Annotated in this window: 23 protein-coding genes; 4 read left to right on the top strand and 19 right to left on the bottom strand. The window is 60.6% G+C overall.

The window, feature by feature from the left end:
* Together ACMLHZ_RS12635 and ACMLHZ_RS12630 are read left to right on the top strand one after the other, a co-directional pair.
* On the top strand, positions 1 to 445 hold a 445-nt coding region (locus tag ACMLHZ_RS12635; protein WP_418668048.1), incomplete at its 5' end, for a winged helix-turn-helix domain-containing protein.
* Positions 442 to 2127 carry an ATP-binding protein gene (locus ACMLHZ_RS12630; protein ID WP_418668047.1) on the top strand — a complete coding sequence of 562 codons (1686 nt, stop codon included), beginning with the start codon at positions 442 to 444 and terminating at the stop codon, positions 2125 to 2127. The genes ACMLHZ_RS12635 and ACMLHZ_RS12630, both read left to right, overlap by 4 nt.
* A 59-nt stretch (positions 2128 to 2186) precedes the next feature.
* Here the strand turns inward: ACMLHZ_RS12630 and abc-f are convergent, their stop codons facing one another.
* The 9 genes from abc-f to ACMLHZ_RS12585 all read right to left on the bottom strand — a co-directional run bounded on the left by abc-f (position 2187) and on the right by ACMLHZ_RS12585 (position 12182).
* On the bottom strand, positions 2187 to 4088 hold the full coding sequence (abc-f, locus tag ACMLHZ_RS12625) for a ribosomal protection-like ABC-F family protein (protein ID WP_418668046.1): 1902 nt from the start codon (positions 4086 to 4088) through the stop codon (positions 2187 to 2189).
* Positions 4089 to 4091: 3 nt separating this feature from the next.
* Positions 4092 to 4853, bottom strand: a complete 762-nt coding sequence (locus ACMLHZ_RS12620) for a YjjG family noncanonical pyrimidine nucleotidase (RefSeq protein ID WP_418668045.1) — start codon at positions 4851 to 4853, stop codon at positions 4092 to 4094.
* A gap of 192 nt (positions 4854 to 5045) precedes the next feature.
* Entirely contained in the window at positions 5046 to 5507 is a 462-nt protein-coding gene (locus ACMLHZ_RS12615; protein WP_418668044.1) for a hypothetical protein, read from the bottom strand.
* 63 nt (positions 5508 to 5570) lie between these two features.
* Positions 5571 to 6533, bottom strand: coding sequence for an NAD(P)H-dependent glycerol-3-phosphate dehydrogenase (locus ACMLHZ_RS12610; RefSeq protein WP_418668043.1), 963 nt, complete (start codon positions 6531 to 6533; stop codon positions 5571 to 5573).
* Positions 6534 to 6606: 73 nt separating this feature from the next.
* Positions 6607 to 8379 carry an SGNH/GDSL hydrolase family protein gene (locus ACMLHZ_RS12605; RefSeq protein WP_418668042.1) on the bottom strand — a complete coding sequence of 591 codons (1773 nt, stop codon included), beginning with the start codon at positions 8377 to 8379 and terminating at the stop codon, positions 6607 to 6609.
* Positions 8380 to 8429: 50 nt separating this feature from the next.
* Positions 8430 to 9074, bottom strand: coding sequence for an HAD hydrolase-like protein (locus ACMLHZ_RS12600; protein WP_418668041.1), 645 nt, complete (start codon positions 9072 to 9074; stop codon positions 8430 to 8432).
* Positions 9075 to 9317: 243 nt separating this feature from the next.
* Positions 9318 to 10112: an ABC transporter ATP-binding protein gene (locus ACMLHZ_RS12595; protein WP_418668040.1), complete on the bottom strand. Its 795-nt coding sequence runs from the start codon at positions 10110 to 10112 to the stop codon at positions 9318 to 9320.
* Position 10113: 1 nt separating this feature from the next.
* Positions 10114 to 11055, bottom strand: coding sequence for an ABC transporter permease (locus ACMLHZ_RS12590; RefSeq protein ID WP_177566153.1), 942 nt, complete (start codon positions 11053 to 11055; stop codon positions 10114 to 10116).
* Between the two features lie 101 nt (positions 11056 to 11156).
* Complete coding sequence (locus ACMLHZ_RS12585) at positions 11157 to 12182, bottom strand: ABC transporter substrate-binding protein (RefSeq protein WP_418668039.1); 1026 nt, start codon at positions 12180 to 12182, stop codon at positions 11157 to 11159.
* A gap of 285 nt (positions 12183 to 12467) precedes the next feature.
* Between ACMLHZ_RS12585 and ACMLHZ_RS12580 the strand changes: the two genes are divergently transcribed.
* Positions 12468 to 13622 (top strand): hypothetical protein, encoded by a 1155-nt coding sequence (locus tag ACMLHZ_RS12580; RefSeq protein ID WP_418668038.1) that lies wholly within the window; start codon positions 12468 to 12470, stop codon positions 13620 to 13622.
* Positions 13623 to 13693: 71 nt separating this feature from the next.
* Here the strand turns inward: ACMLHZ_RS12580 and ACMLHZ_RS12575 are convergent, their stop codons facing one another.
* From ACMLHZ_RS12575 to ACMLHZ_RS12550, 6 genes are all read right to left on the bottom strand, one after another.
* Complete coding sequence (locus ACMLHZ_RS12575) at positions 13694 to 15094, bottom strand: alanine/glycine:cation symporter family protein (protein ID WP_418668037.1); 1401 nt, start codon at positions 15092 to 15094, stop codon at positions 13694 to 13696.
* Between the two features lie 105 nt (positions 15095 to 15199).
* Positions 15200 to 16666, bottom strand: coding sequence for an ABC transporter permease (locus ACMLHZ_RS12570; RefSeq protein ID WP_418668036.1), 1467 nt, complete (start codon positions 16664 to 16666; stop codon positions 15200 to 15202).
* Positions 16653 to 18071 carry a COG1361 S-layer family protein gene (locus tag ACMLHZ_RS12565; protein WP_418668035.1) on the bottom strand — a complete coding sequence of 473 codons (1419 nt, stop codon included), beginning with the start codon at positions 18069 to 18071 and terminating at the stop codon, positions 16653 to 16655. The genes ACMLHZ_RS12570 and ACMLHZ_RS12565 overlap by 14 nt, the downstream gene beginning before the upstream one ends.
* Before the next feature lie 14 nt (positions 18072 to 18085).
* Positions 18086 to 18886, bottom strand: a complete 801-nt coding sequence (locus tag ACMLHZ_RS12560; RefSeq protein WP_177566143.1) for an ABC transporter ATP-binding protein — start codon at positions 18884 to 18886, stop codon at positions 18086 to 18088.
* A 69-nt stretch (positions 18887 to 18955) separates the two neighbouring features.
* Positions 18956 to 19750 (bottom strand): YdcF family protein, encoded by a 795-nt coding sequence (locus tag ACMLHZ_RS12555; protein ID WP_418668034.1) that lies wholly within the window; start codon positions 19748 to 19750, stop codon positions 18956 to 18958.
* A 168-nt stretch (positions 19751 to 19918) separates the two neighbouring features.
* On the bottom strand, positions 19919 to 21094 hold the full coding sequence (locus tag ACMLHZ_RS12550) for a phosphopentomutase (protein ID WP_418668033.1): 1176 nt from the start codon (positions 21092 to 21094) through the stop codon (positions 19919 to 19921).
* 223 nt (positions 21095 to 21317) lie between these two features.
* Here ACMLHZ_RS12550 and pyk point away from each other — a divergent pair, with 223 nt between their 5' ends.
* On the top strand, positions 21318 to 23060 hold the full coding sequence (gene pyk, locus ACMLHZ_RS12545) for a pyruvate kinase (RefSeq protein WP_418668032.1): 1743 nt from the start codon (positions 21318 to 21320) through the stop codon (positions 23058 to 23060).
* 90 nt (positions 23061 to 23150) lie between these two features.
* Here pyk and ACMLHZ_RS12540 read toward each other — a convergent pair whose 3' ends face one another.
* The 4 genes from ACMLHZ_RS12540 to ACMLHZ_RS12525 form a co-directional block, all read right to left on the bottom strand.
* The gene (locus ACMLHZ_RS12540) at positions 23151 to 23372 is read right to left on the bottom strand and encodes a DUF3006 domain-containing protein (protein WP_418668031.1); all 222 of its coding nucleotides are present in this window, start codon (positions 23370 to 23372) and stop codon (positions 23151 to 23153) included.
* On the bottom strand, positions 23372 to 24382 hold the full coding sequence (locus ACMLHZ_RS12535; protein WP_418668030.1) for a ComEC/Rec2 family competence protein: 1011 nt from the start codon (positions 24380 to 24382) through the stop codon (positions 23372 to 23374). Before ACMLHZ_RS12535 ends, ACMLHZ_RS12540 begins: the two co-directional genes overlap by 1 nt.
* Complete coding sequence (locus tag ACMLHZ_RS12530) at positions 24337 to 26292, bottom strand: YgiQ family radical SAM protein (protein ID WP_418668029.1); 1956 nt, start codon at positions 26290 to 26292, stop codon at positions 24337 to 24339. The genes ACMLHZ_RS12535 and ACMLHZ_RS12530 overlap by 46 nt, the downstream gene beginning before the upstream one ends.
* A 23-nt stretch (positions 26293 to 26315) precedes the next feature.
* On the bottom strand, positions 26316 to 26900 hold a 585-nt coding region (locus ACMLHZ_RS12525), incomplete at its 5' end, for a DNA translocase FtsK (RefSeq protein WP_418668028.1).

Genomic DNA, 26900 nt, shown 5'->3' with positions numbered 1-26900 from the left:
GCTCACCGCGAAGGGCAGCGAATACGACCGGGTGCTGGGGCTGGACAGCGGCGCCGACGATTATGTTCCAAAGCCCTTTGGCATGATGGAGCTGATCGCCCGGGTGAACGCCCTGCTGCGCCGTGCAAAGCCGGAAAGCGAGGCCGAGGAATATCGGGTGGGCGGGCTCACCGTCTGCCCTGCCCGCCACAGGGTCATGGCGGACGGCCAGGAGGTAACGCTTACCCATAAGGAGTTTGAGCTGCTCTGCCTGCTGATCCAGGCCCCGGGGATCGTTTTTACCCGCGAACAGCTTCTGCGGGATATCTGGGGCTATACCTTCGACGCTGAAAGCCGCACCCTGGACGTGCATGTGCGTACCCTGCGCCAAAAGCTGGGCGGGTGCGGCAACTGCATTGAAACCGTGCGCGGCTCCGGCTACCGGATCCGGGAGGGCGGGCCATGACAAAACGTATTTTCCAGTCCATCCTTCTGGTAACGCTCGCCTCGCTGGCGGTAAGCCTGGCGTTTTTTACCGCGATCCTGTTCCCCTACTTTGAAAACCGCCTTGCCGATGAATTGGGGCAGGAGCTCGCTTACCTTGCCCCCGGCGCCGTGTCCGGCGGCAGCGAATATCTGCGTCAGGCGGGCGCCGGCGGCAACCGCCTGACCCTCATCGCCCCGGACGGAAGCGTATTGTTCGACACCACTGCCGATCCGGCCGGGCTGGAAAACCACGCCGACCGCCAGGAGGTACAGCAGGCTTTGGCCGGGCAGGCGGGCCGCAGCGTGCGCTACTCAAAAACGCTGGACAAAAAAACCATCAACTGCGCCCTCCTCCTTTCCGACGGCAATGTTCTGCGGGTATCCAGCACACAGTATACCGGCTTTGCCTTGCTGCTCAGCCTGATCCAGCCCATGCTCATGGTGCTGGCCCTTACCGCCGTTTTGGCAGGGCTTTACGCTTACAGGCTCTCGCGCAGGCTCACCCGCCCCTTAAACGAAATCGACCTGGAGCATCCCCAGCCAAGCCAGGCCCCCTACGAAGAGCTGGCGCCGCTGCTGCGCCGCCTGGCCCACCAAAAGCGGCAGATCAAAAGCCAGATGCAGGAGCTTCAGCGCCAGCAGCAGCAATTCGAGACGATCACCGAAAACATGCAGGAGGGCTTTCTGGTGCTGGACGCCGCCGGCAGCGTGCTGTCGCACAATTCCGGTGCTGCGCGCCTTTTGAACCTTTCCTCTCCGCCCACCGGAAAAAACGCGCTGGAGCTGGGCTTGTGCGAGGAATTCGGCCAGCCCGTGCGCCAGGCGCTGAGCGGCGACCACGTGGAAAGCCTTATTCCTTTACATGGAAGGCAGTGCCAGCTGTTTGCAAATCCTGTTTTTCAGGGCGACCAGCTGGCGGGCACCGTTCTGGTATTGGTGGATGTGACCGAGCAGCAGCAGCGCGAGGCCCTGCGCCGGGAGTTCAGCGCCAATGTTTCCCACGAGCTCAAGACCCCTCTCACCTCTATTTCCGGAATTGCCGAGATCATGCGCGGGGGCCTGGTCCCGCCCGGCGACGTGCCTCATTTTGCGGGCAAGATCTACGATGAATCCCAGCGTTTGATCCAACTGGTACAGGACATTCTGCGCCTTTCCCAACTGGATGAGGATTCGGTGCTGGAAAAGCCCCAGCCTGTGGACCTGCTGGCCTGCCTGCGGCGGGCCGCCGATCAGTTGGCCCCTGCCGCCCGGGCACAGAATGTGCAGCTGGCGGTACAGGGCGGGTCTGTATGGATCCAGGGGGTTGCCGCCATTTTGGATGAGATGGTCTTTAACCTGTGCGAAAACGCCATCAAATACAATCGCCCTGGCGGCAGCGTGGAGCTGTGGGCCGGCACCGATGTGCGGGGGCCAGTGCTCACCGTGAGCGACACCGGGATCGGTATCCCGCCCGAGCACCATGCCCGCGTGTTTGAGCGTTTTTACCGGGTGGACAAAAGCCACTCCAAAGAGATCGGCGGCACCGGGCTGGGCCTCTCGATCGTAAAGCATGGCGCGGCCTTCCATCACGCCCAGGTGGAGCTGGAAAGCACGCCGGGGGTGGGCACCACCGTCCGCCTGCTTTTCCCCGCTTCCGCCAAGGTTCCCGCGGAACAGCTTTGACCAAAAAGAACCCCCGGCAGGCAATTCTGCCTGCCGGGGGTTCTTTTTTGCCGACCCTGCTAAATTTCTTCGTCCTGTTCGTATTGCTCCTGCTCCTCCAGCAGTTTTTCCCACTCGCTGAACAGCTCCTGCTGGTGGAACCGGCCGTCGTCCAGCTCGTCGCATTTTTCCCGCAGAAGAAGGTGGTCCCGCAGCACCTCCGGGCTGTTGATCTCGTTTTCCAGCTCCACCAGATGCGCGCCCAACTGCTCGATCTCCTCCTCCACTGCTTTCAGGCGGGCCCGCAGCTCCGCTTTGCGGCGGCGCTGCTCTTTTCCATAAGCGGCTTTGCCCCCCTGGCCTTTTTCCTCAGCCGCTTTGGGCGCCTCGTCCGCCGCCGCGCTGTTTCGCGCCATCAGCTTTTCGTAGCTTTCATAAAGAGCCGCCCGCCCCTCCTCGATATACAGGATCGGGCAGGCCAGGCTGTTCATTAAATAGCGGTCATGGGTGACAAGCAGCAGGGTCCCTTCGTAATCCATCAGGGCCTGGGTCAGGCTTTCACGGGTGTAGATGTCCAGGTGATTGGTGGGCTCGTCCAAGAACATGAGGTTCGGGCGCTCCAGCACGATCTCTGCAAAGCGCAGCCTTGCAAGCTCGCCGCCCGAGAGCGCGGAGCCGGGCTTGAACACATCCTCCCCCTTGAAGCCAAAACGCGCCAGGTGGCTGCGCACCTCCAGCTCGGTAAAACGGGGCCATTTGTCCCAGATCGCGTCGATCACACGGCCGCCCCGGCGCAGCTGCTGCTGTTCAAAAATGCTTGCTTTGGCGCCCGCGCCAAGCCGCACCATGCCGCCGCTGGGCCGCCGCCTGCCGTCCAGCACCTGCAGCAGCGTGGATTTTCCTGCGCCATTTGGCCCTGCAATCACCAGCCGCTCCCCCCGCAGAATTTGCAGATCAAAGGGCTCCAACAGGGTCCGCTCCCCGATCTTTATCGCCAGCCTTTTCAGGGTAAGCAGCTCGTTGTAGGGGGTCACGTCAAATTCAAAGCGGAATTTCAGCTCCTGCGGGCCGGAGCGGGGCGCCTCGGTGATTTCCAGTTTTTCCAGCTGCTTGCGGCGGCTCTGGGCCATCTTGGTGGTGGAAGCCCGCACCAGGTTGCGGGCAATGTAATCCTCCAATTTTTGGGCCTTGGCCACGTCGGCGTCGTGCTGCTTTTGCTGCAGCGCTTCCGCCGCCTCTTTTTGCGGCAGATAAGCCGAAAAATTGCCTTTATAGCTGGTGAGGCCCTGATCCTCCACCTCCCACATCCGGGTACACACCGCATCCAGGAAATAGCGGTCATGGCTTACCACCAGCACCGCCCCGGGATACGCCTTCAAATAGTTTTCCAGCCACTCCATTGTGGCAAAGTCCAGGTGGTTGGTGGGCTCGTCCAGGATCAAAAGATCCGGCCTTTGCAGCAGCAGCTTTGCCAGCCGCAGGCGGGTGTGCTCGCCGCCCGAGAGCACGGCCACGCTCTTGCTGTAGGTTTCGGGGCCAAAGGCCATGCCGCTGAGCACCTTTTTGATCTGTACGTCCATGTTATAACCATCGGCGGCATCGACGACGGCCGAAAGGCGCGCGTGCTCTTCCAGCAAAGCTTCATCTGCGGGGGCATGCTCCAATTTGTTTTCCAGCAACTGCATTCGGGCCATGGCGTCCAGCACCGGGCTGAACGCCCGGCGCATCTCGCCGTACACATCCTGCTTTGGGTCCAGCTCGCTGTTCTGTTCCAGATATCCAAGGCTCACGCCCCGTGTGAACTGCAGCTCGCCTTCGTCCGGCGTATACTCGCCGCAGAGCATTTTCAGCAGGGTGGTCTTGCCCGCCCCATTCTCTCCCACGATGCCAATGCGCTCGCCCTTTTCCACAGTGGCGTCGATGTTCTGCAACACCACGGTATCGCCAAAGCTCTTACCTAAATTTTGTAGGGATAACAGCATAACTTATTGTTCCGTTCTTTCCACTTGTTCAAATTGATGTTTGCGGTTTTTATTTCCCAGGTTTTCCAGCTCGTCCGGTTCCATCACGATCTGGTAAAGCTCCGGCCAGGAGCGGATCACATGGGTGGGCGCCGGCTGCGGCGCGTCCTCCGCCGCTTTAAAATCACACCAGCAGGTCGCTAGCCCGGCATTCTGGCCGCCCTGAATGTCGGCCGTCAGGCTGTCGCCCACCACCAGGACCTTGCCCCGGTTCTCAATGCCGAGCTGCCGCAGTGCGGTCTCAAAAATGCGGCGGCCCGGTTTTTCGGCTCCCACGCGCTCCGAAACGAACACACCGTCCAAATATTGATCCAGGCCGGAAGCCTTCAGGCGGCTGAGCTGCACGTGCTCCACCCCGTTGGACACCACCGCCAGGGTAGCCGTTTCGGCCAGTTCCGCCACCGCTTCCAGCGCGCCCGGCATGAGGTCGGCGTGGGTGCCCAGCTGGTCGAGATACCAGCGGTTCATCTCCGCCGCGTTTCCCTGCTTGTCCAGCGCCTCGAGCAGCCGCGCAAAGCGCTGCACCACCAGCCTGTCCCGTTTGATCTGCCCTTTTTCCAGCGCTGCCCAAAGGCCCTTGTTGATGTCAAGGTATATTTCCAATGTTTCATTGGCGGCAGGCAGGCCGAAATGCTCCATCGTTTCCATAAACGCCTTGTGCTCTGCGGCTTCAAAATCCAGCAGGGTGCCGTCCACGTCGAGCAGCAGGCAATTGTAATATGCCATGGGTCAATTCCCCCTTTTTTATCGTCCGTTCTATTATCCCTTATTGCGGGCCGTTCGTCAAGCGTCTTGCGCCCTGCTCTTCCCCCTCAAAACCGGCGCGGACCTTTTTGCGCGTGCGGTTTTTCAAACATCACCTTAAAGGCCAATAAAAGCAGGGCCCGCTTTTTTATGCGGGCCCTGCTTTTTTGCAGGTCAAATGTCGATGATTTCGTAATCTGCACTGTCGTTGGGCAGCTCCTGCTGGTCCTCACACCCGGTGCAGGGCCCCGGCTGGGGTTCGGGGTCTGGGCAGGGGCAGGGGCAGGGACAGGGCGGGCAGGGCTCCGGACATGGACACGGATCAGGGTCCGGGCACGGGTCCGGACACGGATCAGGGCACGGGTCAGGGCACGGGTCAGGATCGGGGTCAGGATCGGGGTCAGGATCAGGGTCAGGATCTGGGTTGCAGGGGCCGGGCCAGTTGTCGCAGGGGTCTGAACAGTGATAGGGCGTGGTATCAGAGTTACCGGCGCAGCCTGCAAAGATGGTGGCCTCATCCACCTCTACCGCTTCGCCCCAATCAAAATCGTAGTAATCCACGCTGCCGTCGGTCACGTCGTCCTGGCCCAGGATATCAATACTGGACACACCGACGCTGTCTAAAATTTCTAGCATAAGCAAACGCCTCCCTTGCACCACTTTATGTGCGCGGAAGGCGTTTGGTTCACACTGTGCCGTTCAATAATCAAATTCGCCTTTCACCGTGCGGCTGAACAGGCTGGGCAGCGCTTCGGCGGCGCTTCGCTTCTCGTACAGCATTCCATACACTGTGCGGCAGATCGGAAGATCAACCTCATATTCTTTTCCCAAACAGACCAGGGCTTTTACGGTGGATGCTCCCTCGGCCAGCTGGTCAAAGGGCTCCCCCTTGATAAAGCTCTCGCCGAAACGGCGGTTATGGCTGTGGGCAGAAAAGAGCGTCGCCTCGTAATCGCCCAGGTGGCACAGGCCATAGGCCGAAAGCTCGTTGCCGCCCATGGCCCGGATCAGGCGGGCGATCTCCCGTGCGCCGCGCGCCATCAGGGCTCCTTTCAGGCTGGAGTAACCGGCGCCATCCAGCATGCCGGCAGCGATCCCAATCACGTTTTTGGCCGCCGCACCCACCTCGGTTCCAATCAGATCGCGCCCTTTATACAGGCGGATCAAATCGCTGTTCAAATGCTCCACGATAAAGTCCGTGGTAGCCGGGTCCGCTGAATCCACCACCATGCAGTTGGGGATCCCCGCTGAAAAATCCTGCACATGGCCCGGGCCCACCCACACGGCCAGGCCCACCGGCTGGCGCACCTCTTCACAGAACACCTGCGTCAGGCGCTTGCCGCTGTCGACCTCGATGCCTTTCATGCACAAAATAAACGTCTTGCCGGTCACGTCGAACCGGGCGATATGCCGCGCCAGATCGCGCAGCTGCTGGGCGCTGATCGAGATAATGACCACCTGTGCAAACGCCAGCGCGGCCGAAAGCTCGCTTTCTAACCGCAGCTGGGGGGGCAGGGCCAAATAGGCGTTTTTTCGCTCCCTCTGCAGGGCGGCAAAGCTTTTGGAGCCGGGGCGGCCCCAAAGCAGCACATCGTTTTTTTCGCTGTGATAGCAGGCCAAAAAGGTCCCCCAGCGGCCGCAGCCAAGTACCGTAAGCTTCATATTGTCTCCTCTTTTGAAAGGCCGCCCGTCCCCTGGACGAGCGGCCTTTTTCTCGTATGGCTCTTTTCAGCGTTTATCCTTCAGGGGTTGGCTCCGGTTCCGGAGTGTCAGTAGGTACAGGCGCTGGCTTTATCGTTATTGTGCATGTCAAAGAGTTTCCTCCCGCAACGCTGGCAGTAACGGTGGTGGTTCCTTCCCTTAATGCGGTAAAGGTTGTGCTAATCCCAGTGGTTGTGGAAAACTCCCCTCCCCCTGACATCGACCAGGAAACTTTGTCCTCGCCTGCATCAATAACACTCACCGAAAGAGTAACCGCCCCTCCAACTTCCACAGTTGCGCTGCTCGGGAGGCCGCTGATGGAAGGAACTACCGGTTTCGGCGTTTCCGTTGGCTTCGGCGTAGGCGCCGCCGTCGCTTTCGGCTTCACCGTGAGCTTATACTCCACCGTATAGGTTTTGCCGCCGGTGGTAAGGCTGGCCTTTACCGTAAAGGTGCCCTCTTTTTCCGGGCTCACCCCGCAGCTCACCCCGCGTTTGAACTCCGTACCGTCCAGCGTCCAGATCACCCCGTCGGTGTTCACCGACTTGTCGGACAGTTCAATGTGCAGGTACTGGGTATCGCCCAGCGTAATGGTGCCGGAGCTTCCCTCCTTGATCTTCATGGTCAGCTTGGTGCTGAACACCGCGGTCACATTAATGTTCTGCTTGAAGTCCTTATCCGTTCGGGTTGCGTTGGTATTTCCATCGCTCCATTTCACGAACTCGTAGCCATCGTTGGGTTTCGCCGTCACAGTAATGCTGGCGGCGCTCTTCACATCCTTAAAGGTAAGGCTGGTCACGCCCTTCTGGTCGCCGCTTTCCAGGGTACCGCCCTTTTGATCCACATTGTACTGGGCGGTATAGGTCTTCTCGTCGTCGTCCGGCTTGGTGGTGGGCACCGCCGTGCCGTCGCCGCCGCCCTTGCGGCGGGTGGGAATGTTGGCGGTATCCGGGCGGCGGTCCTCGGTGCCCAGGTACGCATGGGTGCGCGCGTAGTCCATAATGGCGGTAAGGCCGTCCTTGCGCAGGTGCACGTCGTCGGTCTGGTAATAGTTCGCCTTGCCGTAACCGTCGCTGCCCAGCAGCACTTCGGTGATATTCAGGAATTTATACCCGCTCTCGGAGCACATCTGCGCCAGCGCCTCATTGAAGCCGTTGATGGTGCTCATGCTCACATTCGGATACTGCGCGTGCGCCTGCGGGATGGGCGGCACCGCCGCCACAATGATATCGCAGTACGAATAAGCGCTCTGAATGGCCTGCAGCGCGCTTTTGTAATTGCTCGCAAAGTCGCTGGCAGACATGCTGCCGTCGGTGTTGTTGGTGCCCATCATCACAATGATGCGGCGGGGCTTCATCTTGGCCAGCGCCTCGGGGATGCTGTACCCGGTGTCGTCGCCCTTAAAATAGATGTCCTTCTGGGTGGTGAGCTGCTGGATCCCCAACCCGTCCAAAGCCACCACATGGTCCAGGTCCAGCAGGCCGTTTTGATAGTAACGGGCCGTGTTCGAGTCCCCCACAAAAATGGTTTCCTCAATGTAGCTCTTGCCCGCGTCATCGGTTTCGCCCAGCACCGCATCGCCGTATTGGCTGGGGTTGAAATTGTTTTCCACCGCAGGGGTGGACGTGCTGCCGGAAACCGGGCCCGAACTGCTGGAGTCCGGGTTTTTGCCCGCTTTGGAAACGATCACCGCCACCACGGAAATAGTAATAATAAGCACCAGGGCACAGATCCCCAGCACAAGAGCCGCCTGTTTTTGTTTGGGCGTAAGGCCGGAGCCGGAAGAACGCCGTCTGTTTTGGGCCATTGGAATGCCTCCTTTAGTCGCTTTTATGATTTAAATGATTGATCGTGACACTATGTAAGGATGTAAGCGGTCAGGTCCGCACAGGTTTCCGCCTCAAACACGGGCCGGAACGGGGCGAGCTCTTCCCTGCTGCCATAGCCGTACAGCACTGCCGCCGCGTCAATACCGCACTCGGCCGCGCCCACCATGTCGTCGCGGCGGTCGCCCACCATCAGCACCCGCTGCCCCGCCAGTTCCGGCCGGGCAAGCACCGTGCGCACTACCGCTGTTTTTGTGTCCACGCTTTTATCCTCGCTGGCGCCGCCGATAAACGCAAAGTAACCGGCCAGGCCCTGCTCCTGCAAAATGGGGGTCACCACCGCCGTGGGTTTGGAGGTTGCGGTATAAAGCCGCACCCCCGTTGCCCTGAGCTGCTCCAGCATCTCCCGCACACCGGGAAACGGCCTGCAGTTGTGGCGGCCTGCCTTATGGTATTCTTCCCGGTAAATGCCCACCATACGCTCGATCTCCGCTTCGCTTTTAAAATGCTCTGCGAAGCTTTGCCGCAGGGGCGGCCCCAGGTACCGGGTCAGATCGACCATCGCGGGGTCGATGCCCATTGCCCGGAACGTGTGCTCCATGGTCGCCAAAATGCCGGGGCTTGAGTGGATCAGGGTGCCGTCCACATCGAACAGCACCGCATCGTATCTTGCCACAGGGTCACCTGCCTTGCACAAAATATTTTATTTGCGGCACGGCGGCTTTTCAAAAGGCCAGGCCGCCTCAGTTGGGCAGCCTGGAGCATTTTCAAAAACAGTGCCGCAACTATATATTACAATTATATCATATCCGCAGCTTCGGCACAACACGCGCCGTTTTGCGTGGGCAACGTTTATTATACGTTTTTGAAAGCGGAAATATTGCAAAAAGGCCGCCGGAAAAACCGGCGGCCTTTTTGTTCAAGACAGAAGCATGCGGTCGTTTGCCAGCTCGCTGCCGCTCACCTGCTCAAATTTCTGCAAAAGATCCTTTACGTGCAGCTTTTGCTTTTCCTCGCCCTGCACATCATAAATCACCCGGCCCTCGTGCATCATAATAAGGCGGTTGCCGTATTGGATGGCGTCCCGCATGTTGTGGGTAATCATCAGGGTGGTGAGCCCATGCTCGGCCACGATCTTGGCCGAAATTTCCAGCACCTTGGCGGCAGTCTTGGGGTCCAGCGCTGCGGTGTGTTCGTCCAAAAGCAAAAGCTTTGGCTTTTTCAGGGTCGCCATCAGCAGGGTGAGCGCCTGGCGCTGCCCGCCCGAAAGCAGGCCCACCTTGGCGTTCATGCGGTCCTCAAGCCCCAGGCCCAGGGTGGCGAGCTCGGTGCGGAATTGCTCCCGCTCCTGGCTTGTAATGCCCCAGCGCAGGCCCCGCGTTTTGCCCCGGCGCATTGCCAGCGCAAGGTTTTCCTCAATGCCCATGCTGGCCGCCGTGCCGGTCATGGGATCCTGGAACACGCGGCCCAGATACGCCGCGCGCTTATACTCCGGCAGGCGGGCCACCTCGACCCCATCAATGGTGATGGAGCCCGCGTCCACCGGGAACACCCCTGAAATAGCGTTCAACATGGTGGATTTGCCCGCCCCGTTTCCGCCGATCACGGTCACAAAATCGCCCTTGGCCAGGCTCAGATCCAGCCCGCACAGTGCACGGCGCTCGTTGATGGTGCCGGGGTGAAAGGTCTTGTAAATGTGTTTCAGTTCCAGCATGTTACACAGCGCCCCCTTTCGCAGCCTTCGGCTTTGTAAAATAACGGCCCTTCCAGTAAGGCAGCGCAAGGAACAAGGCCACCACCAGGGCGGTGAGCAGCTTCAAATCGTCGGTCGAAAGCCCAAGCCGCAGCACCACCTGGATCACAATATAATACAGGATTGCACCGATGGAAACGGCCAAAAGCTTCAGTGCAAAATTGCGGAACAGCTTGCCAAAAATCACCTCGCCGATGATCACCGCCGCCAGGCCGATCACAATGGCGCCCCGGCCTCCGCTCACATCCGCCGCGCCCTGGTACTGGGCCAGCAGCGCGCCGGAAAGGGCCACCAGGCCGTTGGAGACCATGAGCCCCAGCACAATGTTGAAATTGGTGTTGATGCCCTGGGCGCGGGCCATATTCTGGTTTGCGCCGGTGGCCCGCAGCGAACAGCCCAGCTCGGTGCCAAAGAACCAGTAAAGCACCGCGATCAGCACCGCGGTAATGATGAGCAGGAGCAAGAGCGGGTTTGCAAGGCTTGCCTCCCGCACGTACCGCTGCGAAACCAGCAGCTGGTATTTATCCACACTGATGGCCTGGTTTGCCTTGCCCATGCCGGTGCCCGCGCCCAAAATGCGCAGATTCACCGAGTACAATGCCAGCTGTGTAAGGATGCCCGCCAAAATGGCCGGGATCCCGCAGGCGGTGTGAAACAGGCCCGTCACCAGGCCGGCCAGCATGCCCGCCGCAAAAGCGCACAGCACCGCCACCCAGGTGTTGCAGCCGGCGCGCATCAGCATAACGCACACCGCGCCGCCGGTGGCCAGCGATCCGTCCACCGTCAGATCAGCCACATCCAGGATGCGGTAGGTGATGTACACGCCAATGGCCATAATGCCCCAGATCACGCCCTGCGCCACCGCGCCTGGCATGGAATTGAGCAGCGAACCCAGAAACTCCATTACGATTCCCCCATTTGCAAAAAGTGCTTATAAGCTGTTATAGTATAGCAAAAAACAGCGGAAAAGAAAAGCCTTTTCCGCTGTTTTTATTCCCGGCAGGATTACCCTTCGATGGCTATATAACCCTCGGGCGGGGTGATACCCAGTGCCTCGCAGTTGGCGGCATTGTACATCTTGGTCACATTGGGTGCAAACTCCACAGGCATGGAGGCAACATCCGCCTCGCCGGTCAGGATCTTTGCAGCCATCTGGCCGGTGGTATAGCCCAGATCGTAATAACCGATGGACAGGGTGGCCACGCCGCAGCCGCCGCAGATGCCGGCTTCGCCGGCCACCACGGGCACCTTGGCGGGCAGCACCACATTGGCAATCGCCTCGGTGTTGGAGGCGGCGGTGTTGTCGGTGGGGATGTAGATCACGTCCGAGCTGTCGCAGGCGGTCTGGGTCACCGCAGCCACATCGTTGGAATCAGTGAAGGCATAGCTGGTGCAGGTATAGCCCAGTTCCTGCAGGTAACCGGTGATCACCTCGACCTGATACACCGAGTTTGCCTCGGCCGAGCAATACAAAAGGCCCACATTTTTAGCCTCCGGGAAAAGCTCTTTCAGCATGGCGGCCTGCTGATCCAAAGGCGCGAGATCGGAGGTGCCGGAAATGTTCCCGCCCACCGTGCCGGTCCAGTCGGCGATTTCCAGCGCGGTGGCATAATCGGTCACCGAGGTGCCCAGCACCGGAATATCCGCGGTAGCTGCAGCGGCAGCCTGCAGGGGCGCCGTGGCGTTGGCAAGGATCAGGTCCACCTTGGAGGCCACAAAGCCGTTCACGATGGTGGCGCAGTTGTTGGCGTCGCCCGAGGCGTTGCCCTCCTCAAAGCTCACGGCATCGCCCAGCTGCTCCACCAGCGCATCCTTAAAGCCCTTGGTGGCGGCGTCCAGCGCGTCGTGCTGCACAAGCTGGCAGATGCCCACTTTGTAACTGGCGGCGCCCGAAGCGGCCGAGCCAGGCGCCGCGCCGGGATCAGAAGCGGCGGTGCTGCCGCCGGCAGGCGCCGATGCGCCGCCGCCGCACCCGGTCAGACAGGCCACGGCCAACGCCGCAGCCACACCCATTGCAAAAATCTTTTTCATATCTTAGTTTCCCTCCTAATTTCGGGCCGTGCAAGGGCCCTGCACACCGCGCCGATTCACCGCCGCAACGTGTTAACGTACTAAAGTATACCATTCTTTTTGCTGTCTTGCAAGTGGTTGCCGCGCATTTTTTCGTTTTTTGTCCATATGCACCCGCCCCTTCGTAAAAGGCAAGGAAATTTTTTCGCCGGCAGCTTCGTATACATTTTATACGCCCGGCTTACATGCCGCGCGGCGCGGGAGGGTGTTGCCCGGTGTCAGGGCAACCAGCGCAGGAGGTTTTAAATGCTTCAGCAGTATTTTTACTGGAAAAGAAAGGCGGAAGGCTTTTTGTCAGGCAGCAAACATTGGGCCTGGCCGGTCACCATCGTCGCCCTGCTGGCCCGTTTCGCTTTTTTTCCCTACCCTTCGGGTGACTACACGCAATTTTTACAGCCCTGGTTTGAAGAGCTCAAAGCCGCGGGCGGCCTTGCCGCCATCGGCCTGCCGGTGGGCGACTATATGGTCACCTATCTCTATATCCTTGCACTTCTTACCTATCTGCCGCTGCCCGGCATTGTGTCCATTAAAATCGTGTCCTGCGTGGGGGACCTGGTGCTGGCGATCTATGGGATGCGGGCGGCAAAGCTGCTCACTAACAGCGAAAGCACGGCGAGAGCCGCCTATACCGTCCTTTTATTTTTGCCCACCGTACTGCTGAACAGCGGCGCTTGGGGGCAGTGCGATTCGCTTTACACAGCGGCGCTGCTTGCATGCTTTTATCATTCCCTGCAGCAATGCCCCAAAAAGTCCATGCTTGCCTTCGGGGCGGCGCTGGCATTTAAGCTGCAGGCAATTTTTCTGGCACCGTTTCTTTTCTATCTGTGGCTGCAGGGCCGGATAAAATTCCGCCATTTCTTTCTGGTACCCGCCGTTTATCTGCTGGCCATCCTTCCCGCCTTCCTGGCGGGCCGCCCGCTGGCTGATCTGCTCACCATCTACCTTCGCCAAACCGGCACCTATACCCAGCTTTCCATGGGGGCGCCAAACCCGTATGCCTGGCTTGGCTCGCTGCATGTTTCCTGGCTCACCGCTCTGGGCGTGGCGCTCGGCGCCGCGGCAGCCCTTGTCACCGTGTATCTGCTGTGTAAAAAAAGTACCGCACCCTCCCCGTTGCTTTTGATAAAAGCGGCATATCTTTTTTCGCTGATGCTCCCCTTCCTTCTGCCACGGATGCATGAACGCTATTTTTACCCTTCCGACGTTTTCTCGGTACTCTATTTTTATTCTGCCGATACACCGCAAAAGCGTGTGATCCCTCTGATCACAGTGTTCTGTTCATTTTTCTCAAGCTGCAGATTTTTATTTGGATGGACCTGGGTAAGCCCCGCGCTGCTTTCGCTGCCGCTGTTTTGCGCCCTGGTCCTTCTCTGCCGCGACACTCTGGCCGCTGCCCCATAGCCGTACTTCAAAAACAGAGCGCCCGCCGTTTACGGCGGGCGCTCTGTTTTTGAAGTAGTCAAGCTGCTTGCTTACTTCTGCCGTTTTGCAAACGCTTTCTTTGTTTCGCGGAACACCTTCGGCGAAAGCCAGAGGATTGCCAAAAGGTTTGGCAGCGCCATCAATCCGTTGAAGGTGTCCGAGATCTGCCACACCAGCTCCAGTTTTGCCACGCAGCCGATCACGATCACTACAACGAACACCGCCTTGTAAATCCCGCAGGCTCTGGGCCCCCACAGGTACTCCACCGCCTGTGCGCCATAAAAGCTCCAGCCCAGCAGGGTGGAAAAGGCAAACAGCACAAGCGACACCGCGACGAACGCCCCGCCAAAGGGCCCAAACACCTGGCGGAATGCGTTCGAGGTAAGGGCCGCGCCGTTGGGCAGCGCGTCAAAGCCGGGCGTGCCCAGCGCAGCGGCATAGCGGGCCGGGTCATAAGCGCCGCTGCACAGAATGGAGAAGCCGGTGAGGGTGCACATGAACAGGGTGTCCACCGCCACCTCAAAAATGCCCCACATGCCCTGCCCCACCGGGGTGCCGCCGGAGGCCGAGTTTGCCATGACCGAGCTGCCAAGGCCTGCCTCGTTGGAGCACACGCCCCGGGCAACGCCCACCCGCAGCGCGCGCGCCACCCCGTACCCGGCGGCTCCCCCCAGCCCCGCGCGCACCGAAAAGGCTTCCTCAAAAATCAGGGCCGTCACCGCGGGCAGGCTGCGCCAGTTGGCCGCGATAATGGCCACCGCCCCCACTGTGTAACCGATGGCCATGACCGGCACGATCTTTTCGGTCACCCTGCCCACCCGCTTGATCCCGCCCACAATGGTGAACGCAATGGCGCCCGCCACCACCAGGCCTGTCACAAGGGGCGGCACGCCGAACGAGTCCTGCATGCCGGAGGCGATGGAATTCGCCTGTGCCATGTTGCCCATGCCCAGGGACCCCAGGGTGCAGAAAAAGGCAAACAATACCGCCAGCGCGCGGCTGTGCAGGCCCTGTTCAATGTAGAACATCGCCCCGCCCACCGGTTCCCCGCGGGAATTTTTGCCCCGGTAAAGCCCTGCCAGCACATTTTCCGCATAAGCCGTCATGGTGCCCAGCAGCGCCGAAATCCACATCCAAAAAATGGCGCCCGGCCCGCCCGCCGCCAGGGCGGTGGCCACCCCCGCAATGTTGCCGGTACCCAGGGTGGCAGCCAGCGCCGTGCAGGCTGATTGGAATGCCGATATGCCTTTGCCGTCGCCGCTCTGCCCTCCTTTCAGCGCCGCGCCAAGGGTGGCTGCCAGCCAGGTCTTCCAGCGGCGCAGCTGAAAAAAGCCGGTCCCCACGCTGAACAGCAGCCCCGCCAGGGCCAGCAGAAAAATCGTGGCCGGCCCCCAGGCAAAGCGGTTCAGCCAATCGTTGAGCGTTCGGATCAGTTCAATCAAGCGTTCCATGTCCGTCCCCTTTTCCATGTGGTTCTGGGACATGTATATGAAATAAAAGAAAGGCGTATCCCCCCTCCGTGGGGGATACGCCTGAGAATAGAAAGCGGCTTTGCCTTATTCGTGCCGAATGGCCTCCAGGGCGCTGATCTTGGTGGCGCGGTGGGCGGGCCACAGGCCGGACAAAATTCCCACCAGGGTCGAAAAGCCGAGCCCCAGCAGCACCAGCCAGGGCGGGATGATCGAGATGGAGGCGTTTCCCCCCATGCCCATCATGCTGCCCATGCCGCCCATGATGCCGCTCAGATCCACACCCTCCTTGCCAAAAAAGGCCATGATGGTGTTGATGTTGTTCAGCACATACGAGGCCCCGTAACTCAAAGCCACGCCGATCACGCCGCCCAAAAGGCCAATGGCGCCCGCCTCCATGAGGAACATGTTGCGGATCTTGCGGATCTCGCACCCCAGTACCTTCATCACGCCGATCTCTTTTGTGCGCTCGTAAATCGACATCATCATGGTGTTGGCAATGTTCAGCGCCGCCACCAAAAGGGCCACGGCCGCCGTGCCGCCCAGGATCATCTGGCTTTTTGCCACCTGGGCCTGCATCTCCTCGCGGATCTGGGTCATGGAATAAGTTTCGTAGCCCAGCTCTTTAATGGCCGCCTCCACGGCGGACACATTGTCCACCTCGTCCACCTTCACGTACACGCTCTCGTAGCCGTTGTCCTTCTGCTTGAGCTGCTGGCCGTCCGAGGTGATCATATAGCTGCCGCCGTTGTTGGATTTGCCGCCGGAAAGCTTCTGATAAGCGGCTTCCAGCATTTTCATGTCTGCCACCCGCAGGGCCATGCCGCTGTTGGTAAAGTATTGCTTGCTGTCGTCCTGTTGGAACACGCCCACCACCACCAGCTGGAAATCCTGGGTCTTTTCGTTGCCGTTTTTGTCCCAGGCGGAAAGGCGCAGGACCATCTTGTCCTTCTGCGGGTCCACAAAGGGCGGCACCGGGTTGCCCATGGCGTCGGTCTCGCCCCAGTAGCGGTGGCGCTTGCCGCTGTTGTAGCTCTTGCGGGTATCCTCAAATTCGTAAGCCATGTGTTCGCCGATCAGCACGGGGATCTTCTTTTTGCCCAGGTTCATATCATCCGTGATAAAGCTGCCGCTGATCAACTGGTACTCCATCGCCTCCAGGGCCTGCATATCCACGCCGTACATGTTCCACACATAAGCGGAATAACGGTCATTCTTGCCGGCGTAGATCTGGGCGTTCAGCGATTGGGATTGGTACATGGGGGTCACCGCCACCACGTGCGGGAAGGTGCGGATCTGCTCCAGCATCTCGTCGTCCAGGGTGGGGATATCCCCGCTGGAAGCGCCCCACTGGTAGTTGTTGATCTGCACCTGGGTCAAGTCGCCCCAGCTCTGCAGCATCTGCTCATTGGCGGCGTTGCTGGCAATGCCAAGGCTGATCATCACAATGATGGCGAAGGTGCCCACCACCACCCCGATCACGGTCAGGGCGGTGCGGCCCTTGCGGCGGCGAAGATTATCCGTGCTGAGCTTCAGCAGGTCAGATATCTTCATCGTCGTCCTCCAGCTCCGCCAGCTTTTTGGCCTTTTTCTTTTTCAGAACCACCAACACCACCGCCGCGGCCACCGCGGCCACGCCCAGGGCGATCAGCAGCCAGCCCCACCAGGGCATACCGCTCTTCACATCGTCCCCCATGGTGGGATCCATCATGCCCGGGTCCATCATGCCCGGGTCCATCTCGGGCATGGCCTGCACCATGCAGGAAAACTCTTTTTCCAGGGTCACGATCTCGCCCTTGGCATCCTCGTAGCTCAAAAGCACCTTGCCGTTGATCGTGCCCTCGGCCGAGGCCATCACGCTGAAATCCACCGAGTTCTCGGTGCCGGCGGCGATGTTGCCCAAAAACTGGCTTTGGCCGGGGTTTGCCAGGTTCGTGCCCTCGATCTCGGCCGAGAGGTTGTTCACGGGGCTCTTGCCCTTGTTCACAAAGGTGACCGACAGGTAGCCCTCTTCGCCCAGCATAATGGTTTCCGGGGCCTCGATGCCGGTGATTTCGAAGCGGTCGGGCTGGGTCACGGGGATGGAAATGGGCGAGGAGTTTGGCTCGCCGTTTTTAGAGGTGAGCTGCACCGTAATGCCGATGGCCCCCGGCTCAATGGTGGCGTCGGTGATGATCTTGTAGGTGATGTGTTTGGTGGCGCCGGGCGCCAGGGTGCCAACGTATGTATTCATGCTGCCGCTGGCCAGCGACACGTTCTTGGCCTCGCCGAAGTTCAGCCCCACCATCACGTCTTCCAGGTTGGTGTTGCCGCTGGTGGTGAACAGGGTCAGGTCCAGGGTGAATTCCTTGCCGGCCTCCACGCTGGTGCCGCCGAACGAGAAGTCCTTCACCATCACCTTGGGCAGGTCCGGCTCGGCCGTGGGGGCCGGGGTCGGGCTTGGGGTCGGCTCAGCCGGAGCAGTGTCGTCGCACATGGAGAGGTTTTGGCTCAGGGTGACCATGGGGCTGCCGTCGCTGTAGATCATCTCGAACGAAAACGTAGTGCTTCCTCCCAAAAATTCCACGTTGCGGAAAAGAAAAGTATATTTTTTATCGCTGTCAGGCGCTATATCCTTTACAGTATTCTGCGAGAAAGCCGGGGTATTGATGCGCGCAGTAATTGTATTATCCCCCGTGCTATTTGCCGCCTGCTCATCCACCACCACCACGGTGATGTCGGCGCGCTCGCCGCGGCCATAATGCCCGCCGTCGTACCCGCTCACCGTGTAGGAGGCAATGTAGGCGGCAGGAGGCTCTGTGGGGGTGGAGGCATCCGCCGGATTTACCCCATTTGCCGCAGAAGTTTTTGTGGTCGGATCGCCGCTTCCCTCTTCAGCGAACACGTTCAGCCCCGCAAAAAGGCTCAGGGCAAGCGCCAGCACCAGGGCCACGCTCATAAATTTCGACACTTTTTTCATGAATGCTTCTCTCCTCAATCCTTGATACTGTTCGCCGGAACGCTTGTTTCGGGTTCCGGCGGGGCTTCCTGCTGGGTCTCCAGAATGTCCTTGAACAGTGCGGCCTGGTTGGCCGCCTTCTCCTGTTCATTCACCAAATGGTCGCTCTCCACCCTGCCGTCCTTGATGGTGATCACCCGGTCGGCGCAGCCGGAAAGATCCCGCTCGTGGGTCACCATCACAAAAGTGATGCCGTTGTCTTTTGCCATGTTCAGCATGCGGTACAGCACCTGGCGGGTGGTGGAGGAGTCCAGGTTTCCGGTGGGCTCGTCGGCAAAAATCACCTTGGGCTTTGCCACAAAGGCGCGGGCGATGCCCACGCGCTGCTGCTGGCCGCCGCTCATCTCGGTGGGCTTGTGGTTGGCGCGCTTGCCAAGCCCCATCCTTTTGAGCTCGTCTTTTGCCATGGCCAGCCGCTTTTTGCGGGGCACCCCCTTAAACATCAGGGGCAGGGCCACATTTTCGGCGGCTGTCATGCTGGGCAGCAGGTTATAGCTCTGGAAAATGAAACCCAGGTGCTCCTGCCGGAATTTTGCCAGCTCGTTTTCGGTCATGGAACTGATGGCATGCTTGCCAATGTATACCTCGCCCTTGGTGGGCTTTTCAAGGCCTGCCAGCTGGTTTAACAGGGTGGATTTGCCGCTGCCCGAGGGGCCCACGATACAGCAGATCTCCCCCGGCTCAATGGCAAGGTTGATATCGTTCAGCGCGATTACCTTTTCCTTGCCCACCCGGTATACCTTGCGCAGATGCTCCACGCGGATGATTGGCGCCATTGTTTCACCTCTCTATGTGTTTTATCCTTTTGCAATAAAAGCGCTTTGGGCTGCCGCGCCCCCGCTTTTTCAAAGCGTGCCAACAAAGCGCGCCATCCAGCCTGCCCGGCTGCTCTTGAACACCCAGTAATACAGCACGGCGAACGCCTCGCGCAGATAACAGGGCAAAACGGAATTCGCCCCAATCGAGGCGGGCACGCTTCGCACCTCTTCAAAGCCCACCAGCCGGGCATAGCCGCGGGCGCGGTAACAGTGGAACGCATTGCTCACCACCGCCACCGGCTGGCCCGCGTCCACGCCCCGCGCGGCCAGCAGCTCACGGGCAAAAAGCAGATTTTCCTCGGTGGAGGTGCTTTTTTGTTCCACCAGGATCTGGCTCTCCGGCACACCCTTTTGCTGTAAGTAGCGCGCCATGGCCACCCCCTCCGGAATGGTCTCGCCCCGGCCCTGCCCCCCGGTTACCACCACCAGCGCCTGCCGGTCCCGGCTCCAGGCGTCGAATGCGGCGTCCAGCCGGCGGCGCAGCAGATCCGAGGGCGTATCCCTCCGAAGGCCCGCCCCCAGAACAATAATCGCGCGTTCGCCCCCCGTGGGCTGCTGGGCATACCCGCTGGCCACCACAAAGGCCACCAGCGCAGCCAACACCCCTATTCCGCAGAAAAACAGGATCTTCAGCACACGGCCTGCCCCCGCCGCGCAAAAGGCGTCGATGGGCCTGTAAAACAAAGCGTACACCCACAGCCCGCCCGTGATCAGGTAAACCAGCAGCAGGCCGAAATTAAAATTCGAGCGTAGGCTGCGCAGGATGCTGTCCCCCAGAAAAAAGACCGCCAGCACCCACACAACAATGATTTTCAGCGGCATATGCAATTTCCCCATTCCGGCACACGACCTTCTTTTTGTCGCTTTACAATAAAAAGCGTATCCTGGCGGCCGTATTCTTCGCCCCCAGCGGGGCAGCCGGCGTCTCCCTGCAAAACCCGATACAAGCTGTAAACGAACCGCCCGCCCGGATTATTTCAAAACCTGCGCTCATTCCAAAATTTTGCCTGCCAGATCCTGCCCGTCCAGCCTGGCCGGAATTTCAAAATACGAGCAGATGGTGCAGGCGATGGCGCCAAACCCCAGCACAGTGCCCAGGCCGTTGTTCTTTTTCACCCCTGGGCCCGCCATCAGCAGGGGCACATACTCGCGGGTATGGTCGGTGGTCTTGGTGTAGCCGGGGTCGCAGCCGTGGTCGCCGGTAATCATGACCAGGTCGCCCGGGCGCAGCTTTTCCAGCAGCGTTCCAAGCCCCCGGTCAAACTCGGCCGCGGCCGCGGCGTAGCCGGGGATGTTGCGGCGGTGGCCGTAGACCATGTCAAAGTCCACCAAATTAATAAAGGCAAGCCCCTCGAACTCCCGGTCGGCCAGCTCCAGCATCATCTGAATGCCCTCGGCGTTGTTTTTGGTGCGCAGCTTTTCGGTAATGCCCTCGCCATCAAAGATATCATAAATTTTGCCCACGCCGATCACATCTTTGCCGGCCTCTTTCAAATAGTCCAGCATGGTCTTTGCGGGGGGCTTCAGCGAGTAATCGTGGCGGTTCGCGGTCCGCTTAAAGTCCTGCGGACCGGCCCCCAAAAACGGCCGGGCGATCACCCGCCCCACCCCGTGCTCGCCCACCAGCATATCGCGGGCGATCTGGCAGCAGCGGTACAGCTCCTCCACCGGCACCACCTCTTCGTGGGCCGCCACCTGAAACACGCTGTCGGCCGAGGTGTAAACGATCAGCCCCCCGGTGCGCATCTGCTCCTCCCCGTAATCCCGCAGCACCTCGGTGCCGGAATAGGGCTTGTTGCACAGCACCCTGCGGCCGGTGCGCTTCTCATACTCGGTGATCAGCTCGGGCGGAAACCCGTGCGGGTAGGTGGGCAGGGCGCGCGCACTCTCCACCCCGGCGATCTCCCAGTGGCCGATGGTGGTGTCTTTACCGTTGCTGGCCTCCCGCAGGCGGGCATAGCTCCCCACCACCTCGGGTTCCGGCGCGCCGCAGTCCACCCCATCCAGATTGAACAAGCCCAGCTTTTTCAGATTGGGCGTCACAAAGTGCTCATCAGCCGCAATCGACGCCAGGGTATTGGCCCCCACGTCGCCAAAGCGGTCGGCGTCCGGTTCATACCCCACGCCAAAACTATCTAAAACGATCAAAAAAACACGTTTTTTCAAAATGCATTGCCTCCCTTTCCGGTATTCGCCCTGCGATTGTGTCTATTATACTGTATTTTGTGCCATAAGTTAAGGGGTACCGGATATTTTGTGGCGCCGCCCGCTCCATTTGCACAGGGGCGGAAACTTTTGCTCAAAAACGGAAAAGCCGCTTTTCGCCGCGCCGGCAATCATGTATAATGGAGGGCAGAGAGATTTGAGTATTTTTAACAGGAGGCAACTTATGCGTAAAACAAAAATCGTTTGCACCCTTGGTCCTTCCACCGACCGGGAAGAAGTGCTGCGCGATATGATTCTGAGCGGCATGAACGTGGCCCGCTTCAACTTTTCCCACGGCAACTACGACGAACACCGCCGCCGGCTGGACGCTCTGAAAAAAATCCGCACTGAGCTGGGCGTGCCGGTGGCCGCCCTGCTGGATACCAAGGGCCCCGAGATCCGCTTAAAGCAGTTTGCGGGCGGCAAAGCGCATCTTAAAACAGGCCAGACCTTCACCCTCACCACCCGCGAGGTGGAGGGCAGCGCCGAAATGTGCTCCATCACCTACAAGGATCTGCCGGGCGACCTTGCCGTGGGCAGCACCGTTCTGCTGGCCGACGGCCTGATCAGCATGACCGTGACCTCTCTTTCCGACACAGACATCCAGTGCCGGGTGGACAACGGCGGCCCCATCAGCAACAACAAGGGCGTGAACGTGCCGGGCGTGCGCCTTTCGATGCCCTACATGAGCCAGCGCGATAAAGACGACATCCTGTTCGGCATTGAGCAGGGGTTCGATTTTGTGGCTGCCAGCTTCACCCGCAGCGCACAGGATATTCAGGAGATCCGCCGCCTGCTGAACGCGGGCGACTCCAAAATGCGCATCATCGCCAAGATCGAAAACCGCGAGGGCGTGGATAACATCGACGAGATCCTGGCCGCCGCCGACGCGGTCATGATCGCCCGGGGCGACATGGGCGTGGAGATCGACTTTACCGAGATCCCCATGATCCAGAAGAACATCATCTTTCACAGTTTTTCCAGCGGCAAGCCGGTCATCACCGCCACCCAGATGCTGGAGAGCATGATGGAGAACCCCCGCCCCACCCGGGCTGAGATCACCGACGTGGCCAACGCCATTTACGACGGCACCAGCGCCATCATGCTCAGTGGCGAAACCGCCGCCGGCAAGTACCCGGTGGAGGCGGTGCGCACCATGGCCGCTATCGCCGAGCGCACCGAGAATGATTCCAGCTATTTCGGCCACCTGCGCAAGGCCCCGGCCGACACCCGCATGAGCATTGCCGCCGCCACCGCCCATGCCGCCGCCACCACCGCGGCCGATATCAAGGCCGACGCGGTGGTCACCGTGAGCAAAAGCGGCGAAACCGCGCGCCTTTTGAGCAAGGTGCGGCCCGCTACCCCCATCATTGCCTGCGTGATGGAAGAGGCGGTGCAGCGGCATCTGGCGCTCTCTTGGGGTGTTACCCCGCTCATGATGCCCTATGCCCACGACACCGACGAATTGATCGACCTGTCGGTCAAGGCCGCCGAAGAAGCAGGCCTTGTGCAGAGCGGCGACCTGGTGGTGGTAACCGCCGGCGTGCCGGTGGGTGTTTCGGGCACCACCAACATGATCAAGGTGCACCTGGTGGGCGACTCACTGCTCACCGGCGTGGGCGTGGGCGGCCAGAACGCCAAGGGCCGCGTGTGTGTGTGCCGCAACAACGATGAGGTGAATACCAAGTTCCAGCGGGGCGACGTGCTGGTGGTCCCCTACACCAACAACCGCATGCTGGACGCCATGAAGGAGGCCAGCGCCATCATTGTGGAGGAATCGGGCCTCAACAGCCACGCGGCCATTGTGGGCCTGGCGCTGGGCAAGGCCGTGATTGTGGGCGCCGCCGGCGCCACCCGCATCATGAAGGACGGCACCATGGTCTCGGTGGACTGCGAGCGCGGCATCGTGCAGAGCATGGCGCAGTAAATGCGCATAAATCAGGCCCATCACAGTCAAAAAACCGGAAGCTGAAACCAGCTTCCGGTTTTTCAGTATTCAGGGCAGATCGGCAGCCCGCTATTTCCCGGTTTTCCTCCCAATTCCTGCAAACCGCGCCCGCAGCGCTTCGCGGCGGTTTTGGCTCGCCGCTTCGTCCACCTGCCAGCCCTCTTCGGCGCGCAGCAGCACATCGCCCTCCCGGGCGCACGGCGGAAGTGCGGCCCGGGGCAGGCGCAGCCATTCGCCGCCCGCCTCCACCAGCGCGGCGTCCTCTTCAAACCGGTCCAGAATATATCGCATCAAGCCGCCTCCTGTTCACCGCCCGCGCTGCCGCCTTCCGGGGTGCGGGCCGTATAAAGCCTCAGGCCGTTTTCTTCTTCGGCCAGCACCACGCTGCCGTTTTCGTCGGTGCGCAGCACCTGCGCGCCCAGGGCGGCAAAACGCGCCATGGGCTCTTTGTGGGGGTGCCCGTAACTGTTGTTTGCCCCACAGCTCACCACCACGTAGCGCGGGCGCACCGCCCACAAAAAGTCCTCGGTGTTGGAGGTGTTGGACCCATGGTGCGCCGCCTTGAACACCTGCACATACGGCAGGCCGCCTGCGGCCAGCGCCGCTTTTTCCACCGCCTTCTCCCCGTCGCCGGTCAGCAGCACCGAAAGGCCGCCCGCCTCAAAGTGCAATACCTGCGACAGGTCGTTGTAGTTCTCGGTTTCCACGCCCGCATCCAGCACCTGCACCGCGCCGTTTCCCAGGGCAAAGCGCTGGCCCGGGGCTGCGGTAACAGCCGGGATTCCTTTGTCCAGAATGAGCTGCATCACCCGCTCAAAGGTGGCTGTGGTGGGGTAGGGCGCCTTGTCAAAATCCGGCAGCAGCACCTCGTCCACCGGAAACGCTTGCAGCACCGCCGCCATGCTGCCGATGTGGTCCGCATGCGGGTGGCTCATCACCAGCAGCCTGAGCCTCGAAACCCCCATGCCCCGCAGATAGGCAAGCAGGGCATCTTCGCTGTCCGGCTCGCCCGCGTCCACCAGGCAGTACTCGCCGCCGGATTGAAGCAGGGTGGCGTCCCCCTGCCCCACGTCGATAAAATGCACGGCGTTCGCCGCCGCGGCCAGCCCCTCCGCGGGCAGGGGCTGCGCCTCCAGCCCGACCCTGCTGAAAATCGACTCCCAGCTGGGCAGGCCCTCCCCCTCTGCCAGGCTCACCGCCAGCCCCAGCACAAGCGCCAGCCCCGTCAGGGCAAAAATAACCCACTGGCCGGGCGTCAGCGCCTGCGCTTTGGTGTGCCGCCGCCTTTTTCGTTTTGCCATTTTCCTGTTCCTTTATTGGTTTTTGCTTTGGGGGCAAAGCGCCCCTGCACCGCAGGGCGCACCTTTCCGGCCTGTTCCGAAGCGCGCGGGCCCCTGCCCTGCCCGGCCGCGGCCCTGGGTTTATACCCCGGCGCAAGCAGCGGGATCAGGTCCTCCCTGTGGGTCATATGCAGGGCTTTGACCACCTTTTCGGTGTTTCTCGGTTCATAATATTGCAGCAGCGCCCGCTGCAGAGCCTTGCCCTCGGCCGTTTTTTCCACAAATACCGGTTCCAGGGTATAGGGGTCGAGACCGGTATAAAACATACAGGTGGACACAGTGCCCGGCGTGGGGTAAAAATCCTGCACCTGCTCGGGCCGGATGTTGTGCCGGTACAGGTATTCCGCCAAAATAACCGCGTCCTTCAGGGTGCTGCCGGGGTGGCTGCTCATCAGGTAGGGCACCAGATACTGTTTTTTACCCGCCTGTTTTGTGAGCTCGTAAAAGCGCTTCGAAAATTTGTTGAACACCTCCACCGGCGGCTTGCCCATGTATTTCAGGGTATTGGGCGCGCAGTGTTCGGGGGCCACCTTGAGCTGCCCCGAAACATGATGCTCCACCAGCTCCCTGAAAAAGGTTTCGTCCTTATCCCAAATCAGGTAATCGTAGCGGATGCCGCTGCGGATGAACACTTTTTTCACCCCGGGCAGCGCCCGCAGGCGGCGCAGCATGGCCAGGTATTCCCTGTGGTCCACGATCAGGTGGGGGCAGGGGCTGGGGGCAAGGCACTTTTTGCCGCCCTGGCATATGCCCTTGGTCATCTGCCGCCCGCAGCTGGGCAGCCGAAAATTGGCCGTGGGGCCGCCCACATCGTGGATATAGCCCTTAAAGCCCGGCTGTTTTGTGAGCAGCTCGCCCTCCTGCACCACGCTGCCCACACTGCGGCTGGTCACGCGCCGCCCCTGGTGCAGGGTAATGGCGCAGAAATTGCAGCCCCCATAGCAGCCCCGGTTGTGGATGATGGAAAACTCCACCTCCTCAATGGCGGGCACGCCGCCCAGGGCCTCGTAGCTGGGGTGGTAACGGCGGGTAAAGGGCAGGGCCGCCACCGCGTCCAGCTCCCTGCGGGTCAGGGGTTTTGCGGGCGGGTTTTGCACAAGATACCCTGTTTTCTGCTTTTGCACCACAATCTGGCCGGTCACCGGGTCCTGCTCATCCATCTGGATGCGGCAGGCCCTGGCGTATGCTGTTTTGTCGGCGCTCACCCTGGCAAAGCCCGCGCACTCCACATACTTTGCGGGCAGGCGGGAAAAATCGGTCATATAGCAGGTGCCGGCCACGTCCCGGATGCTCTCCGCCCTTTCCCCCGCGGCAAGGCGGCGGGCAATCTCGGCGGTCTGGTGCTCGGCCATGCCAAAGCTGATCAGGTCCGCGCCAGAGTCCTCCGCAATGCTGGGCAGCACCGTGTCCAGCCAATAGTCGTAATGGGCAAAGCGCCGCAGCGAAGCTTCCAGCCCGCCCAGGATCACCGGCAGGTCCGGGTAGGCCTGCTTTGCCAGGCGGGTATACACGGTGGCGCTGCGGTCCGGCCGTTTGCCGGCCACGCCCCCGGGGGTGTACTCGTCCACCGTGCGGCGCACCTTTGCCACAGAATAATGGGCCACCATGCTGTCCACATTGCCGCCGCCGATAAAAAAGCCGAAGCGGGGCCTGCCCAGCGCTTTAAAGCTCTCGCAGGTGGTAAAATCGGGCTGGCTGATCACCCCCACCTTATACCCCTCCGCCTCCAGCACACGGCCGATGATGGCCGGGCCGAAGCTGGGGTGGTCCACATAGGCATCGCCGGTGACCAGAACAAAGTCCAGCTGCTCCCAGCCGCGGGCCAGCATCTCCTGCCGCGTAACGGGCAAAAACTCAGCGCCCTGCCGCATGGCCCGGGCCCCCTTTCCTTCCATCAAAGCTCTTCCGGCACCGGGCTGTCGGCCCGCATGCTCTTTTCGATCCATTGCTGGCGCGTGATGAGCACCTCCCGGGGCTTCGCGCCCTGATAAGGGCCGATCACCCCCAGCTGCTCCATCTCATCCATGATGCGGGCCGCACGGGCATACCCCAGCTTGCAGCGGCGCTGCAAAAGGCTGGTGGAAGCCTGCCCCGCGTCGATCACCACCATCACGGCCTGCTCCAGCATGGGGTCGCAGGCCTCGCCCTCCTCATCTGCGCCGCCCGCAGCCGCTTTTTCGGCCACGGCCAGCTTGTCCATCTGGGCGATCATGTCCTCGTCGTACTGGCTGGAGCTGTCTTTCTTGATAAAGTCCAGCACGGCGGTGATCTCCTCGTCCTTCACATAGGTGCCCTGAATGCGCACCGGCTTTGCGGCGCCCACCGGCATGAACAGCATATCGCCCATGCCCAGCAGCTTTTCGGCGCCGCCCGCGTCCAAAATGGTGCGGCTGTCCACCTGGCTGGACACCGCAAACGCAATGCGGCTGGGGATGTTCGCCTTGATCAGGCCGGTAATCACGTCCACACTGGGGCGCTG

This window comes from Allofournierella sp., from assembly GCF_048388525.1.
Lineage (GTDB): Bacteria > Bacillota > Clostridia > Oscillospirales > Ruminococcaceae > BQOK01.
This window is presented reverse-complemented; position numbering and strand designations above follow the sequence as displayed.

Coding starts and splice junctions, on each gene's coding strand:
- ACMLHZ_RS12630 (WP_418668047.1), top strand. CDS start 442: ATGACAAAACGTATTTTCCAGTCCATCCTTCTGGTAACGCTCGCCTCG.
- abc-f (WP_418668046.1), bottom strand. CDS start 4,088: ATGCTGTTATCCCTACAAAATTTAGGTAAGAGCTTTGGCGATACCGTG.
- ACMLHZ_RS12620 (WP_418668045.1), bottom strand. CDS start 4,853: ATGGCATATTACAATTGCCTGCTGCTCGACGTGGACGGCACCCTGCTG.
- ACMLHZ_RS12615 (WP_418668044.1), bottom strand. CDS start 5,507: ATGCTAGAAATTTTAGACAGCGTCGGTGTGTCCAGTATTGATATCCTG.
- ACMLHZ_RS12610 (WP_418668043.1), bottom strand. CDS start 6,533: ATGAAGCTTACGGTACTTGGCTGCGGCCGCTGGGGGACCTTTTTGGCC.
- ACMLHZ_RS12605 (WP_418668042.1), bottom strand. CDS start 8,379: ATGGCCCAAAACAGACGGCGTTCTTCCGGCTCCGGCCTTACGCCCAAA.
- ACMLHZ_RS12595 (WP_418668040.1), bottom strand. CDS start 10,112: ATGCTGGAACTGAAACACATTTACAAGACCTTTCACCCCGGCACCATC.
- ACMLHZ_RS12590 (WP_177566153.1), bottom strand. CDS start 11,055: ATGGAGTTTCTGGGTTCGCTGCTCAATTCCATGCCAGGCGCGGTGGCG.
- ACMLHZ_RS12585 (WP_418668039.1), bottom strand. CDS start 12,182: ATGAAAAAGATTTTTGCAATGGGTGTGGCTGCGGCGTTGGCCGTGGCC.
- ACMLHZ_RS12580 (WP_418668038.1), top strand. CDS start 12,468: ATGCTTCAGCAGTATTTTTACTGGAAAAGAAAGGCGGAAGGCTTTTTG.
- ACMLHZ_RS12575 (WP_418668037.1), bottom strand. CDS start 15,094: ATGGAACGCTTGATTGAACTGATCCGAACGCTCAACGATTGGCTGAAC.
- ACMLHZ_RS12570 (WP_418668036.1), bottom strand. CDS start 16,666: ATGAAGATATCTGACCTGCTGAAGCTCAGCACGGATAATCTTCGCCGC.
- ACMLHZ_RS12565 (WP_418668035.1), bottom strand. CDS start 18,071: ATGAAAAAAGTGTCGAAATTTATGAGCGTGGCCCTGGTGCTGGCGCTT.
- ACMLHZ_RS12560 (WP_177566143.1), bottom strand. CDS start 18,886: ATGGCGCCAATCATCCGCGTGGAGCATCTGCGCAAGGTATACCGGGTG.
- ACMLHZ_RS12555 (WP_418668034.1), bottom strand. CDS start 19,750: ATGCCGCTGAAAATCATTGTTGTGTGGGTGCTGGCGGTCTTTTTTCTG.
- pyk (WP_418668032.1), top strand. CDS start 21,318: ATGCGTAAAACAAAAATCGTTTGCACCCTTGGTCCTTCCACCGACCGG.
- ACMLHZ_RS12540 (WP_418668031.1), bottom strand. CDS start 23,372: ATGCGATATATTCTGGACCGGTTTGAAGAGGACGCCGCGCTGGTGGAG.
- ACMLHZ_RS12535 (WP_418668030.1), bottom strand. CDS start 24,382: ATGGCAAAACGAAAAAGGCGGCGGCACACCAAAGCGCAGGCGCTGACG.
- ACMLHZ_RS12530 (WP_418668029.1), bottom strand. CDS start 26,292: ATGCGGCAGGGCGCTGAGTTTTTGCCCGTTACGCGGCAGGAGATGCTG.